This is a genomic window from Streptomyces sp. NPDC048277 (assembly GCF_040652235.1).
GTDB lineage: Bacteria > Actinomycetota > Actinomycetes > Streptomycetales > Streptomycetaceae > Streptomyces.
In genome coordinates this window covers 103,148-120,606 of the sequence record NZ_JBEZLQ010000030.1, presented here as the reverse complement: position 1 = coordinate 120,606, position 17,459 = coordinate 103,148, and the positions used below count along the sequence as shown (strand labels likewise).

Annotated in this window: 17 protein-coding genes; 8 read left to right on the top strand and 9 right to left on the bottom strand. The window is 70.9% G+C overall.

Annotated elements, in window-relative coordinates; all coding sequences use genetic code 11:
- Window positions 1–47: 47 nt before the first annotated feature.
- Complete coding sequence (locus AB0D85_RS43410; RefSeq protein WP_362333811.1) at window positions 48–989, top strand: D-2-hydroxyacid dehydrogenase family protein; 942 nt, start codon at window positions 48–50, stop codon at window positions 987–989.
- A 32-nt stretch (window positions 990–1,021) separates the two neighbouring features.
- Here the strand turns inward: AB0D85_RS43410 and AB0D85_RS43405 are convergent, their stop codons facing one another.
- Genes AB0D85_RS43405 through AB0D85_RS43385 form a run of 5 tightly spaced genes read right to left on the bottom strand, consistent with a single transcriptional unit; the run spans window position 1,022 to window position 6,350 of the window.
- Window positions 1,022–1,891 carry a carbohydrate ABC transporter permease gene (locus AB0D85_RS43405; protein WP_362333808.1) on the bottom strand — a complete coding sequence of 290 codons (870 nt, stop codon included), beginning with the start codon at window positions 1,889–1,891 and terminating at the stop codon, window positions 1,022–1,024.
- Window positions 1,888–2,847, bottom strand: a complete 960-nt coding sequence (locus tag AB0D85_RS43400; RefSeq protein WP_362333805.1) for a sugar ABC transporter permease — start codon at window positions 2,845–2,847, stop codon at window positions 1,888–1,890. Before AB0D85_RS43400 ends, AB0D85_RS43405 begins: the two co-directional genes overlap by 4 nt.
- The gene (locus AB0D85_RS43395) at window positions 2,841–4,142 is read right to left on the bottom strand and encodes an ABC transporter substrate-binding protein (RefSeq protein WP_362333802.1); all 1,302 of its coding nucleotides are present in this window, start codon (window positions 4,140–4,142) and stop codon (window positions 2,841–2,843) included. The genes AB0D85_RS43400 and AB0D85_RS43395 overlap by 7 nt, the downstream gene beginning before the upstream one ends.
- Window positions 4,139–5,119, bottom strand: a complete 981-nt coding sequence (locus AB0D85_RS43390; RefSeq protein ID WP_362333799.1) for a GNAT family N-acetyltransferase — start codon at window positions 5,117–5,119, stop codon at window positions 4,139–4,141. Before AB0D85_RS43390 ends, AB0D85_RS43395 begins: the two co-directional genes overlap by 4 nt.
- A gap of 34 nt (window positions 5,120–5,153) precedes the next feature.
- Window positions 5,154–6,350 (bottom strand): DUF1343 domain-containing protein, encoded by a 1,197-nt coding sequence (locus AB0D85_RS43385; protein ID WP_362333796.1) that lies wholly within the window; start codon window positions 6,348–6,350, stop codon window positions 5,154–5,156.
- 311 nt (window positions 6,351–6,661) lie between these two features.
- Here AB0D85_RS43385 and AB0D85_RS43380 point away from each other — a divergent pair, with 311 nt between their 5' ends.
- Window positions 6,662–6,850: a hypothetical protein gene (locus AB0D85_RS43380; protein ID WP_362333793.1), complete on the top strand. Its 189-nt coding sequence runs from the start codon at window positions 6,662–6,664 to the stop codon at window positions 6,848–6,850.
- A 189-nt stretch (window positions 6,851–7,039) separates the two neighbouring features.
- Entirely contained in the window at window positions 7,040–7,354 is a 315-nt protein-coding gene (locus AB0D85_RS43375) for a hypothetical protein (protein WP_362333790.1), read from the top strand.
- 135 nt (window positions 7,355–7,489) lie between these two features.
- Here the strand turns inward: AB0D85_RS43375 and AB0D85_RS43370 are convergent, their stop codons facing one another.
- Window positions 7,490–8,188, bottom strand: a complete 699-nt coding sequence (locus AB0D85_RS43370; RefSeq protein ID WP_362333787.1) for a LysE family translocator — start codon at window positions 8,186–8,188, stop codon at window positions 7,490–7,492.
- 43 nt (window positions 8,189–8,231) lie between these two features.
- On the opposite strand from AB0D85_RS43370, the gene AB0D85_RS43365 reads away from it, so the two are divergent.
- Window positions 8,232–9,173 (top strand): LysR family transcriptional regulator, encoded by a 942-nt coding sequence (locus AB0D85_RS43365; protein WP_362333784.1) that lies wholly within the window; start codon window positions 8,232–8,234, stop codon window positions 9,171–9,173.
- Here the strand turns inward: AB0D85_RS43365 and AB0D85_RS43360 are convergent.
- A complete protein-coding gene (locus tag AB0D85_RS43360; RefSeq protein ID WP_362333781.1) occupies window positions 9,162–10,355 on the bottom strand; it encodes a hypothetical protein in 1,194 nt (397 codons plus the stop codon). The genes AB0D85_RS43365 and AB0D85_RS43360 overlap by 12 nt on opposite strands.
- Window positions 10,356–10,529: 174 nt before the next feature.
- Between AB0D85_RS43360 and AB0D85_RS43355 the strand changes: the two genes are divergently transcribed.
- The 4 genes from AB0D85_RS43355 (at window position 10,530) to AB0D85_RS43340 (ending at window position 15,999) form a co-directional block, all read left to right on the top strand.
- Window positions 10,530–11,975, top strand: a complete 1,446-nt coding sequence (locus tag AB0D85_RS43355) for a glyceraldehyde-3-phosphate dehydrogenase (RefSeq protein ID WP_362333778.1) — start codon at window positions 10,530–10,532, stop codon at window positions 11,973–11,975.
- A 148-nt stretch (window positions 11,976–12,123) separates the two neighbouring features.
- Window positions 12,124–13,647 carry an alpha-L-arabinofuranosidase C-terminal domain-containing protein gene (locus tag AB0D85_RS43350; protein WP_362333774.1) on the top strand — a complete coding sequence of 508 codons (1,524 nt, stop codon included), beginning with the start codon at window positions 12,124–12,126 and terminating at the stop codon, window positions 13,645–13,647.
- A 16-nt stretch (window positions 13,648–13,663) separates the two neighbouring features.
- Entirely contained in the window at window positions 13,664–14,989 is a 1,326-nt protein-coding gene (locus AB0D85_RS43345) for an alpha-galactosidase (protein ID WP_362333771.1), read from the top strand.
- 2 nt (window positions 14,990–14,991) lie between these two features.
- On the top strand, window positions 14,992–15,999 hold the full coding sequence (locus AB0D85_RS43340) for a LacI family DNA-binding transcriptional regulator (RefSeq protein WP_362333768.1): 1,008 nt from the start codon (window positions 14,992–14,994) through the stop codon (window positions 15,997–15,999).
- Window positions 16,000–16,030: 31 nt separating this feature from the next.
- On the opposite strand, the gene AB0D85_RS43335 is transcribed toward AB0D85_RS43340, so the two are convergent.
- Both AB0D85_RS43335 and AB0D85_RS43330 read right to left on the bottom strand, forming a co-directional pair.
- The gene (locus AB0D85_RS43335; RefSeq protein WP_362333765.1) at window positions 16,031–16,699 is read right to left on the bottom strand and encodes a class F sortase; all 669 of its coding nucleotides are present in this window, start codon (window positions 16,697–16,699) and stop codon (window positions 16,031–16,033) included.
- Between the two features lie 110 nt (window positions 16,700–16,809).
- Window positions 16,810–17,238: a hypothetical protein gene (locus AB0D85_RS43330; protein WP_362333762.1), complete on the bottom strand. Its 429-nt coding sequence runs from the start codon at window positions 17,236–17,238 to the stop codon at window positions 16,810–16,812.
- Between the last annotated feature and the right edge of the window lie 221 nt (window positions 17,239–17,459).

Here is a 17,459-nt window from a genome sequence, read left to right as displayed (position 1 = left end):
CTGCCAGTACCAGGAACACCTGCTGGCCGACAGCGAGAGGAATCCGTATGAGGATCGCCGTCCTGGACGACTATCAGAGCGTGGCGCTCAGCCTGGCCGACTGGGACTCGCTCCAGGCCGAGGTGGATGTCTTCACCGATTCCTTCGAGAACGAAGAGGAGGCCGTCGCGGCCCTCGCCGAATACGACGTTCTGGTGGCCATGCGGGAGCGGACGCGTTTCCCGTCCTCGACCCTGAGCGGATTGCCGCGGCTGAAGCTGCTCGTCACCACCGGGCCGGTCAACGCCGCGATCGACCTGGACGCCGCACGCCGATCGGATGTCACCGTCTGCGGTACCGGGTATTTCTCTTATCCGACGGTCGAACTCACCTGGGGACTCATCCTTTCCGCCGCACGGCTGATTCCGCAGCAGGTGGACTCCGTGCGCCGGGGCGGCTGGCAGCAGGGCCTGGGGACGAGCCTGCGGGGCTCCACTCTGGGGGTGCTGGGCCTCGGCCGGCTGGGCACGGCGGTCGCGGACATCGGGCGTGCTTTCGGAATGCGGACCATCGCCTGGAGCCAGAATCTGACGCCTGCGGACGCGGCGAAGAAAGGGGCGGAATACGTTGCGCAGGACGAATTGTTCGGCCGCTCCGATGTGCTGAGCATTCACGTCGTACTCAGCGGGCGCACGCGGGGCCTGGTCGGCCGGCGCGAACTGGGTCTCATGAAATCGACGGCGATTTTGGTGAACACCTCGCGTGGACCCGTGGTGGACGAGGCGGCGCTGATCGCGGCGCTGACCGAAAAGAGGATCGCTTCCGCGGCACTGGACGTCTTCGACCGTGAACCGCTGCCGGTCGATCACCCTCTGCGTTCTCTGCCGAACACCGTGCTCACCCCGCACATCGGATACGTGAGCCGGGACCTGTACGAGGTGTTCTACCGGGACGCGGTCGAGGACATCGCCGCATGGAGCGCCGGAACGCCGATTCGTGTACTCACCTGACGGTCGGCGTTCCACCGGACCGTCGCCGGGCGCTACTTGAGACCGCTGAGCATGACGCCCCGGATGTAGTGCTTCTGCAGCAGCAGGAAGAGGATCAGGATCGGCAGGATGCTCAGGACCAGGCCGGCCATGACGATGGGCAGCGAGCGGGACGGGTCGACGTAGTCCTGCAGGAACTGGATGCCGACGGGCAGGGTCATCACGTCCGGGTCGGCGGTCGAGACGAGCAGCGCCCAGATGTACTCGTTCCAGGCGTCGACGAAGGTCAGCAGACCGAGCGTGACCAGGACCGGCTTGGTCTGCGGGACGACGATCCGCCACCACACCGCGAACTCTCCGGCCCCGTCGATACGTGCGGCCTCCAGGACCTCGTCCGGGATGGAGATCATGAACTGGCGCGTCAAAAAGATCCCGAAGCTGCTCACGAGGAACGGCATGGCGAGCGCCACGATGCTCACGGTCAGGCCCGCGCCGCCGCGACCGAGCAGGTCGTTGCCGCCCGCGAGCGGCCAGTGCACCAGGATCAGGAAGTGCGGGATGAAGAAGAGGAACGGCGGGAACATCATCGTCGAGAGCACCAGACGGAAGACGAAGTCCCGGCCGGGGAAGCGGAGTTTGGCGAGCGCATAGCCCGCGAGGGACGACGTGAGCAGCACCGAGCCGGTGATCATGGCCGTGGCGACGACGCTGTTGCGGAAGAGCACCGGCAGATCGAGCTGGTGGATCGCCGCCCGGTAGTTGGACAGGTCGAACGCCTTCGGCAGGAACCGGTACGGCAGCGTGCCGGCCTCGTCGGGTCCCTTGAAGGACGTCATCACCATGTCGAGGAACGGCACCACCGTGAGCACGGCGCCGGTGACGACCAGCAGGTACGACAGCCACGGGAAACGGCGGCGGATCACGCGTCCTCCCCCTTTCGCCGGAAGAGCCACAACTGGACCAGGGTGACCGCGAGGACCACCACGAACAGCACGAAGGCGGCGGCGCCGGCGGTGCCCCAGTCGCCGTACGAGAAGGCCTGCCGGTACATCTCGAGGGCGGCCACGTCGGTCGCGTCGCCGGGCCCGCCCTTGGTCATGACGATGATCAGCGCGAACGACTGGAGGCCGGTGAGGAACTGGGTGACGCACACGAACAGCAGGGACGGCCGCAGCAGCGGCAGGGTGATCCTCCAGAAGACGGTGCCGGGTCCGGCGCCGTCGAGCGCGGCGGCCTCGTAGTACGACTCCGGGATGGACTTCAGCCCGGCGGTCAGCACGAGGATCGCCGAGCCGACCGAGGCCCAGGCCTGCACGACCACGACCGCGGGCAGCGCGGTGTCCGGGTCCTGGAGGAACGCCACCGAGCCGATTCCGAGGGTGTTGAGGACGCCGTTGACGAGGCCGCCCGGCTCGTACATGTACTTCCAGACGTTGCCGACGGCGACGACGGTGGTGACGATCGGCAGGAAGTAGAGCGTGCGCCACAGGCCCTGGAAGCGGAGCTTGTCGATGCAGGTGGCGACGAGGACGGAGCCGGCGAGCGCGAGGACCACGGTGCCCAGGGCGAACAGCAGCGTGTTGGTGAGGATCGGCGTCAGGAACGTCGACCCGGCCGCGAACAGGCCGGCGAAGTTGTCGAGTCCGACCGGGTCGATGTCGCCGAGGTCGAACCCGGCCCAGCGGGACACCGACAGCAGCACCGCGAACCCGAGCGGCAGGAGCAGGAAGACGGCGTAGAACAGCAGTGTCGGCGCCAGGAAGAGGTAGGCGACGACGGCCTGGCGGCGCCGGTGCCGCTCGCGGCCGCGGACGCCGACGGCGGACCTGCCGCGCGCCGCCCGCTCGGCCGCCTCCGGTGCCAGGGTGGCGTTCACCATGACCGCGACACCTCCTGGTCGACCTGGCGGCGGGTGGTGCGCAGCGCCTCGTCGACCGACTGCCGGCCGGTCCACAGGGCCTCGATGTTCTTGCGGAGCAGTGACTTGGCCTGCTGCGCGCCGGGCACGTTCGGCTCCGGCACCGCGTACGCCAGTGCGTCCAGGAACGGGTGGAGATTGGGATCGCCGCCCGCGCCGAGGAGTGTCCGCATGTCGTCGGCTCGGCCGGTCAGGGAGCCGACCGACACCTGCAGGGCACTCATCCGGGTGGCACCTCTCACCTTCTCGGTGTTGAGCCAGCGCAGGAACTCCCAGGCCTCGCGGGGACGTTCGCTGGCCGTGTTGACCCCGAGCATGAAGCCGGTGGAGAGGGTGGCGCGCTCGCCGTCCGTATCCGGGAGGGGCACCGGCGCCACCCCGACGTCGCGGTAGTCCCGGCCCATCAGGGCCTTCAGGTTCGTGGTCCACCAGCCGGCGCTGATGACCATGGCCACCTGCCCGGACGCGAACGCCTTGTAGACGTTGACGCCGGGAGCGCTCGCGCCCTTCGCGACAAGACGGTGCTCCAGATCGAACACGGCCCTTCCGGCCGGTGATTCGATGGCGGTGCGTCTGCCGTCCGCGGAGACGAACCGCCCGCCGGCGGAGTTGAGCAGCGCGAGGGTCTGGCCGACGGTGGTGGAGTCGTCGAAGGTCGACAGCCCGAACCCCTGGACCAGCGTGTTGCCGTAACCGTCCCGCCTGGCGGTGCGGTACGCCGTGTCCTCCAGCTCCCGCCAGGTGCGCGGCGGGCCGTCGACACCGGCCTCGCGCAGCAGCCGCTTGTTGTAGTAGAGGGCGTAGGTCTGCATCTCGGTGGGGTAGCCGTAGACCTTGCCGCCGACCGTCGCGGAGCCGACCGCGGCCGTGCCGTAGCCGCGTCTGATCTCCTCGGCGTGCTCCGGCGGGGCGGGCCGCAGGACGCCGGCCCGGACGAGCTGGCCGTTCCAGAGGCAGTACGGATGGAGGATGTCGGCGCCCTGCCCCGCGGCCTGCCGGACCATGAACGTGGTGAGCAGATCCGTGAACTCGACCGCTTTCGTCTGCACTTTGACCCGGTCGTGCAGGGCGTTCCACTCGTCGACCGGGCCCTGCAGGGCCGCTTTGAGCTCTCCGCTCGCGTAGTGGGAGAGCAGGGTGAGCACGGCCGGGTCCCCCGGGCGCCCGGTGCCCCGGTGCGGTGCGGCGCAGCCGGAGACGAGGAGCGCCGAGGGCAGTGCGAGGGCGAAGTGGCGGCGGCTCAGCGACAGGGTCACCGGGCGGCCTCCCGGCGCAGCACACGGAACACCCGGGTGGTGGTGAAGCCGGTCTTGCGGTAGAGATGGCCGGCCGGGGACTGGGCGCCGGTCCACAGGAACCACGCGGAGTGGGCGCGCAGGGCCCGCATGCGTTCCAGGACCAGGTGGAGGAGGACTTCGCCGAGTCCGGTGCCGCGCATCTCCTCCAGCACGCCGATCGGGCCGAACCGCTCGTCCACCGAGTCGAAGGCGCCGTGCATGGCCCAGCCGACCATGCGGCCCTCGGGGTCCCTGGCGGTGACGATCCGGTCGAGCGGGGTGCCCGCGGTCAGGCAGGCCCGGATGGTGCCGGCCCAGTCCGGGCCGAAGTGGTTCCCGGCGAGCGCGAGGAGATCGACCAGGTCGTCGTCGGACGGTGTGGCGAACCGGTAGCCCCGTGCGGTCAGTTCGTCCAGGCGGCGGGCGACGTCGTCCGGGAAGCGGTGGCCGACCAGGACGCGGTCCATGGCCGCCGCTTCGTACAGGGTGCGAAAGCCGAGGGAGTCGAGGAGCCCGGCGGCCTCCGGGTAGGCCTCGGCGTCCAGGCCGGGGAAGACGTAGTTCGGGGTGTACGAGGAGAAGTCCACCCGGGTGCGGCCGTGGCCGTGCAGCCAGTCGAGGGCCTCGGTCAGCAGCCGTCGGCCCAGGCCGCGCCCGCGGGCGGCCGGGGCGACGAAGAAGAACGGGATCCAGCCCTGCTCGGGCTCCAGGTCGGTGCCGGCCAGCGGCGTCAGCCGCCGCACCGCGTAGGCGGCGCCGACGACGCGGTCGCCGTCGACGGCGATGCGCAGCCCCTCCGGGTCGAAGTTGGGGTCGAGCAGCACCAGGGAGCGGAAGCGGTCCGGGGTGATGGGGTCGGCGGGTGCGCTCCTGCGCCACGCCTCCACCAGGTGCGGGCCGTCGCCCGCGCGGAAGCCGCGGATCCCCGGCCGGGATGTCGTCGTGCGGTCGGTCATCGACGGGGTCGTCCTTCCGGGCGTACGGCGGGTCTCAGGCGTAGAGCAGGACGTCGTCGCCGGCCCAACGGCCGGGCGGGGCCGGTGGATCGCACAGCGGCAGCGGGTCGCCGCCCGCGTCGACGGCGCGCCGCAGCCGGTCGGACCCCCACAGCAGGTCGATGAAGTGCCGGGACCCCTCGTCGTCGTCCACGTCGTTCGCGGTGCGCCAGGCGAAGTCGTCCGGGTAGAGCCGCCGTAGCGTGGCGAGCATCGCGACGGCGGTGCGTACGGGGGTGAACGCCTCGCGGTCGGTGATGTGGAGCTGGACCCCGCGCAGCGCCCGTCCGGCATGCTTGTGGAAGGCCGGTACGTACCGCAGGTCACGGAAGTGCACTCCGGGCAGGGCGAGTTCGGCGAGTGCGGGCGCGAAGCGCGCGTCGATGTACGGAGCTCCGACGATCTCGAAGGGCTGCGTGGTGCCCCGGCCCTCCGAGAGGTTCGTGCCCTCGAACAGGCAGGTGCCGGGGTAGACGGCGGCCGTGACGGGCGTCGGGATGTTCGGCGAGGGCGCGATCCACGGCAGGCCGGTGTCCTCCGCCGCCATGGCGCGCCGCCAGCCAGTTGCCTCGATCACCGTCAAGTCGGCGGCGCGGCCCGCCGCTCGGGGCACGGCCGAGACGTTGAGGTGCCGGGCGAGTTCGCCGCAGGTGAGACCGTGCCGGACGGGGATCGGGGCGCGCCCGACGAAGCTTGCCCATGCCGGATCCAGCAGCGGGCCCTCGCTGACGAGTCCGCCGAGCGGGTTGGGCCGGTCGGCGACCACGAACCGGACGCCGGTGCGGGCCGCCGAGACCATCAGGTCGAACATGGTCCACACGTAGGTGTAGAACCGGGCCCCGATGTCCTGAAGGTCGTGGACCAGGGCGTCGACGCCGCTGTCGATCAGGAGTTTGTCCAGGCGCTCGCCACTGCACCGATAGGTGTCGTGGACCGGCAGTCCGGTGTCGGGGTCCGTCTCGGCGGCCTCGCCCTCCCCGGCCTGGGCGGTGCCGTGCAGCCCGTGCTCGGGGCCGAAGAGGGCGACCAGCCGGGCGCCGGCGTCGAGCAGCGCGGGCGCGGCCGGGCGCAGGCCGGGCAGAACGCCGGTGTGGTTGCTGACCAGCCCGAACCGGCCGGGCCCGGCAAGCGCGGGCGCCGCGTGCAGTCGTGCGATCCCGGTCGTCACCGTGCCGTGGTCGTCCGTGCTCATCCCTTGCCCCGTCTGCCGGTGACGCCTCTTCAGCAATGGTCGGGAATTTACTCTTTCGTCCGGGAATTCCCGCAATGAATCGCCGACGGACCGCGTGCCCCCTGCGTCACCCGTGCACAGGCGGCCAAGGCGTGACCAACTTCCGTCACCGCTCGCTCACTTGCCTCCCGAGCTGCACACCCATGAGCGGAAGAGGAGGGCAGGAGGAGGGGAAGAGGTGGGGAATGCGCCTTCGGAGGACCGATTGCCCCGAAGGTGTGACGACATCGGCCGCTCCGACTCCCGCCCGCGTCAAGGACGTTGAAACAGACATGGGCCTCAGCGACACCCCCTCCTTCGTCCAGCTGTCCGACGCGTACTGGCTGGACAGCCCCCATCTGGGTGAGCGCGCCCCCGACCCGGGGCCGCCGGCGCCGCGCCCCCGTCTCGGCTGGCGGACCGCGATGGTCGGCCTCTCGGCCGTCACCGTCGTGGTCGCCCTGGTCATGGCACTCGCATGAGTGCCGGGCCGGGCGGCGGCGTCACGACACGCCGACGGATGTCGCTCGGACGTGGGACGTTTCCGTGTCGCCGGGGTGTCCGCGTGCGGTGACGGTGTGTGATGGCGCCGGACCCCGGTCTTTCCGTCGTCCCTGTCGTCACCGTTGTCACTGTTGTCACTGTTTCAACCGCTCACGAAGGACATCACGATGCGCCTCTGCCGTCCGCTCGCCGTCACACTCGGCGGACTTGCCCTCGCCGTCATCACCATGGGACCGGCGGCCGCCGCCCAGGGCTCGTTCGTCTGGATGGGACCGAAGAGCAAGGCGTACGCCATCCAGAACCCGCCGGACCGCAAGTGCCTCGACATGGCGCAGGAGGCACGCGGGCCGCAGAACGCGACCAAGAAGGCACTCGTCGTCTACAGCAAGCAGAAGTGCAAGGGCACCGCGCGCCGGATCGCCCCGGGGCACTCGGCGCCCGGCAGCGTCCGCTTCGCCAGCGTGCTCTTCAACCCCCGTTAGACCGCCGGCAGTACCCCTCGGTGGCGCCGATCACGCTGTGCTGATCGGCGCCACCGGTCCTTCCCCGGGCCGCATCAGGGGGCGGAACGTGTGCACGAACCGCGCTGTCCGCGGGGGTGCGGACCGCTCGGCCGGTCAGACTCCCCCGGCCACCGCGACGCCCAGCCCGCACAGCACCACGCCGGTGAGGATGTTCAGCCCGCGCCGTACCGCCGGCCGGGACACCAGAGCGCGTCCCCGGCCGACGGCCCAGGTGAAGAGCACGTACCAGGTGGCGTTGACGAGGGCCCAGAGGGCGCCCAGCGCGATGCTGCTCAGAAGGACGGGACCGTCCGTCGTGACGAACTGGGGCAGCACCGAGACGGCGAAGACGCCGGCCTTCGGGTTGCCCAGTGCCGTGCCCAGTCCGGCGCCGTACGCGCCCCAGGGACCGGTGGGGCCCGCCGAGGCGGCGTCCGGGCCGGGGGCGTCGTCGGCGGTCTGCTTCGCCGCCGCCCTCAGGGTGTTGAACCCCAGCAGGAACAGCACCGCTCCGCCCGCGAGCCGTACCAGCAGATAGGCGTGCGGATTGGCGAGGAGCACGGCCGAGAGGCCCACCGCGGCGGCGGTCGACCAGACGAGCAGCCCGGTGGCGTTGCCGGCGATCGTGGCCCGGGCGGGCCGGGGGCCGAGTTCCAGGGTCTGCCGGATCATGAGGGCCTGTCCGGCGCCCGGGAGCATGGCCAGCAGCCAGGTGGTGATCACGAACAGGGGCAGATGGGTGGGCACGGTGTCGCCGACCTTCTTCCTGGTGCGGAGGGATGATCCGTCACCAGGCTGGCGCGGGCCGTGCATGAAGAGAAGTTAGAGCTCTACCGGTCAGCATTAAGATGATTGCATGCTGATGCCCTCGGATCCCGGGCAGCTGCGTCTGCTCGCGATGATCGACCGTCATGGCTCGCTCACCGGCGCCGCCCACGCCCTCGGTGTGACCCCGGCGGCGGTGACCCAGCAGGTGGCCCGGGCGGAACGGGACTGGAACGCGCCGCTGGTGGTGCGCGGGCCGCGCGGTGCCTCGCTCACGGTGGCCGGGGCGCTGCTCGCCGGGCACGGGCGGGTCATCGACGAACAGACGGAACTGGCCGGGGAACGGCTCGCCGCACTCCTCGGCCATCTGTCGCTGCGCCTGCGGGTGGGCACTTTCCTGGCCGCGGGGCTGCACCTGCTCCCGCCCGCCCTGACCGCACTGCGGCACCGGTATCCGAAGGCCGATGTGTCGGTGGAGGACCTGCTGTCACACCGCGGTGTCGAACGGGTCGAGGCAGGAGAGTTTGACGTCGGGGTGATCGCCTCCTGCGCCACTCCCCCGCAACCGCCCCCGCACATCACCGTGCACACCCTGCTGCGGGACCCCATGGTCGTCGTCCTGCCCGACGACCACCCGCTGGTCACCCGGTCCCCCCAGGGCGCTCCCCTGCGTCTGGAGCAGCTCCGGGACGAGTCGTGGGTCACCATCCTGGCCGGTCACGCCGCCCACGAACAGCTCCACCGCGCGGCGGGCGAGGCCGGTTTCACGCCCAGGATCCGCTTCCAGACGGCGTCGTACGACCTCGCCCAGGCGCTGGTCGGCACCGGCATCGGTGTGGCCCTCGTCTCCCGGATGGCCCTCACCCCCGTGCCGGGCACCACGCACCGGCCGCTCGCCGATCCGGCGCTCCACCGGGACGTGCACACCGTGACCCGGTCCGACACCGCCCTCACCCCGCTGGCGGACGTCTTCCGGGCCCTGCTGCTCGATGTGGCCGCCGACCTGAGGGGTACCTGGGCGTCACAGGGGTGAGCGGGCGACCGCCAGGAGGTCGGCCCCGAACAGCAGCGAGACCGCGGTGAGCGCGCCGACGACGAGGACGGCCTGGGCGGGGCGGATGCGCCAGCTCCTGACCAGCGCGCGGGCCAGGGGGATCAGGAGGGGGAAGGCGGGGAGCAGGAAGCGGGGCTTGGAGGAGAAGTTGCCCGAGCCGCCCACGACGACCAGGACCAGGACGCCCGCGAAGACCACCAGGACCAGCGGGGCGCGGTCCAGACAGAGCAGGCAGAACAGCAGGACGCCCGCCGCGACGATCACCAGGTCCGCCGCGAGGACGAAGCCACCGCCGTGCAGCAGCAGGCTCTTGAGGAAGCGCAGGGATCCCACGCCGAAGTCGAAGCGGGAGTTCCAGGCGCTCTGCACCTCGAAGTAGCCGCCGAGGAGGTCTCCGGTCCGGTGTCCCACCCACAGGACGTAGCCGAGCCAGCCGGCCGGAGCCAGCAGACAGCCCGCCCACAGTCCGAGGGGGACGCGCCCACGTCGCCGTACCGCCTCGTACGCGCCCGCGGCCACGACGGCCGCCGCGACCGCGAAGCCGCTCGGGCGGGACAGGCCGGCCAGCGCGGCCAGGGAACCGGCCCACAGCCAGCGGCCCCTGAGGACGCAGTACAGGGACCAGGCGGCCAGGGCGGAGAAGAGGGACTCGGTGTAGGCGATGGTGAGTTCGACCGACTGGGGCAGTACGGCCCACAGGGTGACCAGTGCGGTGGCGACGGCTCGGCCGTACAGGTGGTCGCCGATCCGGTAGACGCCCCAGGCGGCCACGACGGCGGCGGTCCCGGCGACGACCAGCGCGGCCTTGCCGGGGGTGAGCGGCAGGACCGTCGTCAGGGCCCGGATGAGCCCGGGGTACAGCGGGAAGAACGCCCAGTCGCTCTGCACGGCTCCCTTGCGGGTGATGTCGATGAGATCGCCGTAGCCGTACGTGGCGATGTGCAGGTACCAGCGGGCGTCCCAGGCGTGGGCCAGGTTCTTGATCAGAGGGCGCCCCATGGCGTGGTTGGCCATCACGACGGCGGCGACTCCGGCCAGCCGGACGGCCGTGAACACGGCGAGGGCGGGCAGCAGGCCGGACGGGGGCCTGCGGACGCCGACGGGGTGGGCGGGACCGAACGGCGCGGCGGACTCCGGCCGCGGGACGGAGGACGTGCTCACCCTCCGACCTTGGGCAATGGCCGAGGGTGTCGCAACGCGACATCCGGGTTTCTTACGGTCTTCCGCACCGGTTCAGACCTTCGCGACCGGCATCACATAGGGACCCCCTTGATCGATCATTCACCAGGCGGTTTAGCATATGAGCGCCACCTAGCTCGATCGAGAGATGGATCTGTGACTGTCAACGACGACTCGTTCACCAACTGGAAGAATCGCGAGGAAACCGCGGAGTCGATGATCCCGATCATCGGGAAGCTGCACCGGGAGCGGGACGTGACGGTCCTCCTCCACAGCCGCTCCCTGGTGAACAAGTCGGTGGTCAGCATCCTCAAGACCCACCGCTTCGCCCGCCAGATCGACGGCGCCGAGCTCTCGGTCACCGAGACGATGCCCTTCCTCCAGGCGCTCACCACGCTCGACCTCGGCCCTTCCCAGATCGACATCGGCATGCTCGCGGCCACCTACAAGGCCGACGACCGGGGCCTGAGCGTCGAGGCGTTCACCGCCGAGGCGGTCGCCGGGGCCACCGGCGCCAACAAGATCGAGCAGCGCGAGCCCCGCGACGTCGTCCTGTACGGCTTCGGCCGCATCGGCCGCCTGGTCGCCCGGCTGCTCATCGAGAAGTCCGGCTCCGGCAACGGCCTGCGGCTGCGGGCCATCGTGGTGCGCGGGGGCGGCGGCGAGGACATCGTCAAGCGCGCCTCGCTGCTGCGCCGGGACTCGATCCACGGCCAGTTCCAGGGCACGATCACCGTGGACGAGGAGAACAGCACGATCCTCGCCAACGGCAACGAGATCAAGGTGATCTACGCCGACGACCCGTCCGCCGTGGACTACACGGAGTACGGCATCCGGGACGCCATCCTCATCGACAACACGGGCAAGTGGCGGGACCGCGAGGGCCTCTCGAACCACCTGCGCCCGGGCATCGAGAAGGTCGTCCTGACCGCGCCGGGCAAGGGCGACGTGCCGAACATCGTGCACGGCGTCAACCACGACACCGTCAAGCCGGACGAGCAGATCCTGTCCTGCGCGTCCTGCACCACCAACGCGATCGTGCCGCCGCTGAAGGCGATGGCCGACGAGTACGGGGTGCTGCGCGGGCACGTGGAGACCGTCCACTCGTTCACCAACGACCAGAACCTGCTCGACAACTACCACAAGTCGGAGCGTCGCGGCCGGTCCGCGCCGCTCAACATGGTGATCACCGAGACGGGTGCCGCGTCCGCCGTCGCGAAGGCGCTGCCCGACCTGAAGGCGCGGATCACCGGCAGCTCGATCCGGGTCCCGGTGCCGGACGTGTCGATCGCGATCCTCAACCTGCAGCTGGCCCGCGAGGCGTCCCGCGAGGAGGTCCTCGACTACCTCCGCGAGGTGTCGCTGACCTCGCCGCTGAAGCGCCAGATCGACTTCATCACCGCCCCGGACGCGGTGTCCAGCGACTTCATCGGCTCGCGGCACGCGTCGATCGTCGACGCCGGGGCCCTGAAGGTGGAGGGCGACAACGCGATCCTCTACCTCTGGTACGACAACGAGTTCGGCTACTCCTGCCAGGTGGTCCGGGTCGTCCAGCACGTCTCGGGCGTGGAGTACCCGACGTTCCCGTCACCGGCGGTCTGATCCCCTCCGATCAGGAGGCTCAACTCTTCTTGGCGTGAAGGAGAGTTGAGCCTTCGGCATTTCACGGCGCCGCAGCACCCTTGACGTCCCCCGAAGCCGATGGCACCGTTTTTATCGATACAAAGGATCTCCCGACAGGAGTGCGTCCGTGCCCACCGCCACCGCGATCATCAACCTCGACATCGAGGGCCCGACGATCAGCCGCCATCTCTACGGCCACTTCGCCGAGCACCTCGGCCACTGCATCTACGGCGGCTTCTGGGTCGGCGAGGACTCCCCCGTCCCGAACGAGGGCGGCATCCGCCTCGACGTCGTCCAGGCCCTGCGCGCCCTGGACATCCCCAACCTCCGCTGGCCCGGCGGCTGTTTCGCCGACGAGTACCACTGGCGGGACGGCATCGGCCCGCGCGAGCAGCGCCCCCGCATGGTCAACACGCACTGGGGCAACGTGGAGGAGAACAACCACTTCGGCACCCACGAGTTCATGGCCCTGTGCGAACTGCTGGGCGCCGAGCCCTACATCAGCGGCAACGTCGGCTCCGGCACCGTCCGCGAGATGAGCGAGTGGGTGGAGTACCTCACCCGGGACGGCGACAGCCCGATGGTGCGGCTGCGCAAGGAGAACGGCCGCGAGGAGCCCTGGCGGGTGAAGTACTGGGGCATCGGCAACGAGACCTGGGGCTGCGGCGGCAACATGCGCGCCGAGTACTCCGCCGACCTGGCCCGCCAGTACGCCACCTACTGCCGCGACCACGGCGACAACAAGCTCTACCGCATCGCCTCGGGCGCCTCCGACGCCGACTACAAGTGGACCGAGACCCTGATGCAGCAGATCAGCTGCTTCGGCTGCGAGGCCACCCCGAAGAACTTCTTCCAGGGTCTCTCCGTCCACTACTACACGCTCGCGGGCCCCTGGGAGGCCAAGGGCAGCGCCACGGAGTTCGACGCCGAGGACTACTACCGCACGATGCTGTCGGCCCGCCGCATCGACCGCATCCTCACCGGCCACTCCACGGTCATGGACGTCTACGACCCGGGCCGCACGGTCGGCCTGGTCCTGGACGAGTGGGGCACCTGGTGGGACGTGGAGCCCGGCACCAACCCCGGCTTCCTCTTCCAACAGAACACCCTGCGCGACGCGCTGGTGGCGAGCACTCACTTCGACATCTTCCACAAGCACGCCGCCCGGCTGCACATGGCCAACATCGCCCAGACGGTCAACGTGCTCCAGGCCATGCTCCTCACCGACGGCGACGCCCTGGTCCTGACCCCGACCTACCACGTCTTCGAGATGAACAAGGGCCACCAGGACGCCGCCTCGCTCCCGGTGCACGTACGCGGCGAGGGCGCCCGGCGCCGCGTCGGGGACGCGGAACTCGACACCCTCTCCGCCTCCGCCAGCGTCAAGGACGGCAAGGTCCTGATATCGGTGAGCAACCTGGACGCCGAGGAACCCGCCGAGATCACCCTCGACCTGCGCGGCGGCACCCTCGGCGAGCCGACCGCCCGCATCCTCACGGCCGACAGGCTCCAGGCCCACAACACCCCGGAGGCCTCGGCGGCCGTCTCTCCGCAGGCCTTCGACGGTCTCTCGGTCACCGCCGACGGCCTGCGGCTCGCCCTCCCGCCCCACTCGTTCGTCACCGTCCAGGCCCCCCTGCACCAGCGCTGACCCCAGGAGTGCGCACATGACCCGATCCGCACGCCCGCTGCCCCCACGGCACCTGCGTCCGCCGATGGGCTGGAACAGCTGGGACTGCTACGGCACCACCGTCACCGAGGAAGAGGTCCTCGCCAACGCGGAGTTCATGCGCGAGCACCTGCTACCGCACGGCTGGGACACGGTGGTCGTCGACATCCAGTGGTACGAGCCGACGGCCCGCGCCCACGGCTACAACCCGGACGCACCGCTCGTCCTCGACGGCCACGGCCGCCAGCTCCCGGCACCGAACAGGTTCCCCTCCGCCGTGGACGGGGCCGGGTTCGGGCCGCTGGCCGAGCGGGTGCACGGCATGGGCCTGCGGTTCGGGCTGCACATCATGCGGGGCATCCCCCGGCGGGCGGTGGAGGCGAAACTCCCCGTGTTCGGGACGGAGTTCACGGCCGCCGACGTCGCCGACACGGACTCCGTCTGTCCCTGGAACTCCGACAACTACGGCCTGGACCACGACCACCCCGGCGCCCAGGCGTACTACGACGCGCAGGTCGCCCAGTTCGCCGACTGGGGCGTCGACTTCATCAAGGCCGACGACATGCTCTTCCCTTACCACGAACGGGAGATCGCCGCCTACGCCCGGGCGATCGAGCGCAGCGGGCGGCCCATCGAGCTGAGCCTCTCCCCCGGCACGGACATGTCGGTCGCCCGCCTGGACCATCTGCGGGAGCACGCCACCATGTGGCGGGTGTGCGACGACCTGTGGGACCGGTGGGAGGACGTCGAGGCGCAGTTCGCCCGCATGGCCCGCTGGGCACCCTGGCAGGGCGCGGTGCCGACCAGCGGCTCCGCCGCACGGGGCTGGGCGGACGCCGACATGCTGCCGCTGGGCCACATCGGCATCCGCGCCGAGCGCGGCGAGGACCGGCAGTCCCGCCTCACCCGGCCCGAGCAGGTCAGCCTGCTCACCCTCTGGCTGATCTCCCGCTCGCCGCTGATGATGGGCGGCGACCTGCCCACCAGCCCGCCCGGGACCATCGAACTGCTCACCAACGACGAGGCGCTCGACGTCCTGTGGCACAGCACCGGCAACCGGGAGGTGCTGCGGGAGCGGGACCTGGTGCTGTGGACCGCCCGGGACACCGACGGGTACAGCCGGTACGCGGCCGTGTTCTCCCTGGCCGGCGAGGAGCGCCGGTTCGAGGTGCCGCTGGGGTCGGTCGGGGCCGAACCCGGCGACCGGATACGGGAGCTGTGGACCCGCACCGACACCGCCCACGACGGCCGGCATCTGGTGGCCGAGCTGCCCGCCCACGGTGCCGCCCTCTATCGTCTTGGCGAGGACAGCAGGCGGGAGTGAACGTGGCGACGATCCAGGACGTGGCGAGGGCGGCCGGAGTCTCGGCGATGACCGTCTCCAATGTGATCAACGGCCACCCCAACGTCCGCCCCGCCACCCGGGACCGCGTCCTGGAGGCGATGACCCGGCTCGACTACCGGGTCAACGTCGCCGCCCGCAACCTGCGCAAGGGCCGTACCGGGACCATCGGCCTGGCCGTCCCCGAGATCAACCGCCCCTACTACGGCAGGCTGGCCGCCGCCATCATCGCGGCGGCGGCCCGGCACGACCTCCGGGTCAGCATCGAGCAGACCGGCGCCCGCCGGGAGAACGAACTGGCGGCTCTCTCCCTGTCCCGCAACCGGCTCTACGACGGGCTCATCCTCAGCACGGTCGGGATGGGCCCGGCGGATGTCGAGGCGCTCGACGTCGACCATCCGGTGGTCATCCTCGGCGAGCGGATCTTCGGCGGCCCTGTCGACCATGTCGCCATGCCGAACGAGGCGGCCTCGCAGGCGGCGACACGCCATCTCGTCGAGCGGGGGTGCCGGCGGATCGCCATCGTGTGCGGGCGGCTGGGCGGCGAGACCGATGTGTCGAGCCTGCGGCACGCCGGGTATCTGCAGGCGCTCGCGGAGGCCGGATCGGCGCCGGATCCGGAGCTGGTGGTGACCGTCGGGTCGCTCACCATGCAGGAGGCCGCCCGCCGCATCCGGGAACGGCTGGCGGACGGCCTGGTCTTCGACGGGGTGTTCTGTGTGACGGACACGGTGGCCATGGGCGTGCTGCGCGCTCTGGCCGACGCCGGGATCCGGGTGCCGGAGCAGGTCAGGGTGATCGGCTTCGACAACGTCGACGAGAGCGCGTATCTCGTGCCCTCCCTGTCCACCGTCGACCCGGACCACGACCTGATGGCCGAGCGCGCGGTCGCCCTGCTGGCGGCGCGCATCGACCGGGCCGGGCCCGGGCCGGAGCGGGAGGAGTTCGCCGGTCCCTTCCGCCTGGTGGTGCGGGAGTCGACGGGCGGCTGAACAGCTCAGGCGCCTTGGTGTTCCTTCGGCATCAGACAAGGTGACCGAACACCACCAGATTGTCCGTGTAGTCCTTGACGTCGTGGTCGTAGTCGCCCGCGCAGGTGATCAGACGGACCTCGGGGCGGCGGGTGTCCGCGTAGACGCGTTCGTTGGGGAAGTTGTCCTTGGCGAAGGTGTCGGCGTCGTCGACCACGAAGTTCGCCTGCGTGCCGTCCGCCCGGTCCACGGTGAACCGGTCGCCGCGCCCGAGTTCGTCCAGCCGCGCGAAGACGGCCGCCGAGACCTTGGTGTCGACGTGCCCGGCGATGATCGCGGTGCCCGCCTCGCCGGGTGCCGCGCCCCTCGCGTACCAGCCGACGAGGTTGGTGTCGTCGGCCGGCGGGGGCTGGAGCTGGCCCGAGGAGCCGATGGTGAGGATGGTGAAGGGGGCGTCGACGGCGATCTTCGGGATGACCAGGCGGGTCGGTGTGGACCGGGGCAGCGCCTCGACGGTCCGGCTCGCATCGGCCGACGGGGCGGCGTCCGCGCTCTCGGCCGGCACGGTGCCCGCGGCGTCGGAGGTCTTGCCGTGCCCGCCGAGCAGCACCACGGCCAGCAGCAGGACGGCCGCACCCCACACGGGAAGCCGCCCGCCGCGCCCGGGGCCGTTCGCGTCCTCGGGGTTCGGGTCTTCGGGGCAGGAGGCGCCAGCTGCCATCGGAGGTCACCTTTCTGGGTCGCGGCAGCGGGTTGGGCGGGCACGGGGGTCGCGGTGCCGTCGGCGTGTCGGACGTCGGCGGCACCGCAGCCCCCGTACGCGTATGCCCATCAGGACACGGACCCGGGGACTCTCCTGCGCCGCAGCGCGTAGGCTCCGGTGGCCGCTACCCCGAGGACTGCCAGCCCGCCGGCCGTGACCCCGGGCGTGGCGAGGCCGCCGCCTCCGGTGTGCATGCCGCCGTGCGGCTTGTCGCTCTGGTCGTCACCCCATGAGTCGCCCTTGCCCTGGTTCCCCTTGCCGCCTCCCTGGTCCCCCTTGCCGCTCTGGTCTCCTTTGCCTCCCTGGTTCCCCTGCCCCTCGTCGTCCTGGCCCTTGTAGCTGTCGGGGTCGAACCTGCTGTCGCTGCTGCTGTAGGAAGAGTCGTCACGGCCTCCGTCGTCACTGTTCCCCGTGCCCGACGCCTGGGCGGCGGGAGCGGAGAGGGCGAGGGCGGCGGTGGCGGCCGTCGTCGCGAGGATCATGCGGGCAGAACGCATCTCGATGTCCTTCCGCCGTGGCCGGGCGCCGATGCTCCATCAGCTGTAACGACCCGGCCCCGACATGAACCACCGTCAGTCAGCCCCACGCCCGGCACCATCCAGGCCGCCCATCCGGGGTGACGACACGCCCAACACCCCCCGGGTGGGTCAATCCCGTCCGAGGACGTACCGCCATTCGGGCGCGAGTGGGCCCGGCACCGGCGGGTCGCCGTGTGCCG

Bases quoted from the DNA above. Each gene is read 5' to 3' on its own strand.
- AB0D85_RS43410 (WP_362333811.1), top strand. From the start codon at position 48: ATGAGGATCGCCGTCCTGGACGACTATCAGAGCGTGGCGCTCAGCCTG.
- AB0D85_RS43400 (WP_362333805.1), bottom strand. From the start codon at position 2,847: ATGGTGAACGCCACCCTGGCACCGGAGGCGGCCGAGCGGGCGGCGCGC.
- AB0D85_RS43390 (WP_362333799.1), bottom strand. From the start codon at position 5,119: ATGACCGACCGCACGACGACATCCCGGCCGGGGATCCGCGGCTTCCGC.
- AB0D85_RS43385 (WP_362333796.1), bottom strand. From the start codon at position 6,350: ATGAGCACGGACGACCACGGCACGGTGACGACCGGGATCGCACGACTG.
- AB0D85_RS43380 (WP_362333793.1), top strand. From the start codon at position 6,662: ATGGGCCTCAGCGACACCCCCTCCTTCGTCCAGCTGTCCGACGCGTAC.
- AB0D85_RS43375 (WP_362333790.1), top strand. From the start codon at position 7,040: ATGCGCCTCTGCCGTCCGCTCGCCGTCACACTCGGCGGACTTGCCCTC.
- AB0D85_RS43370 (WP_362333787.1), bottom strand. From the start codon at position 8,188: ATGCACGGCCCGCGCCAGCCTGGTGACGGATCATCCCTCCGCACCAGG.
- AB0D85_RS43365 (WP_362333784.1), top strand. From the start codon at position 8,232: ATGCTGATGCCCTCGGATCCCGGGCAGCTGCGTCTGCTCGCGATGATC.
- AB0D85_RS43345 (WP_362333771.1), top strand. From the start codon at position 13,664: ATGACCCGATCCGCACGCCCGCTGCCCCCACGGCACCTGCGTCCGCCG.
- AB0D85_RS43335 (WP_362333765.1), bottom strand. From the start codon at position 16,699: ATGGCAGCTGGCGCCTCCTGCCCCGAAGACCCGAACCCCGAGGACGCG.
- AB0D85_RS43330 (WP_362333762.1), bottom strand. From the start codon at position 17,238: ATGCGTTCTGCCCGCATGATCCTCGCGACGACGGCCGCCACCGCCGCC.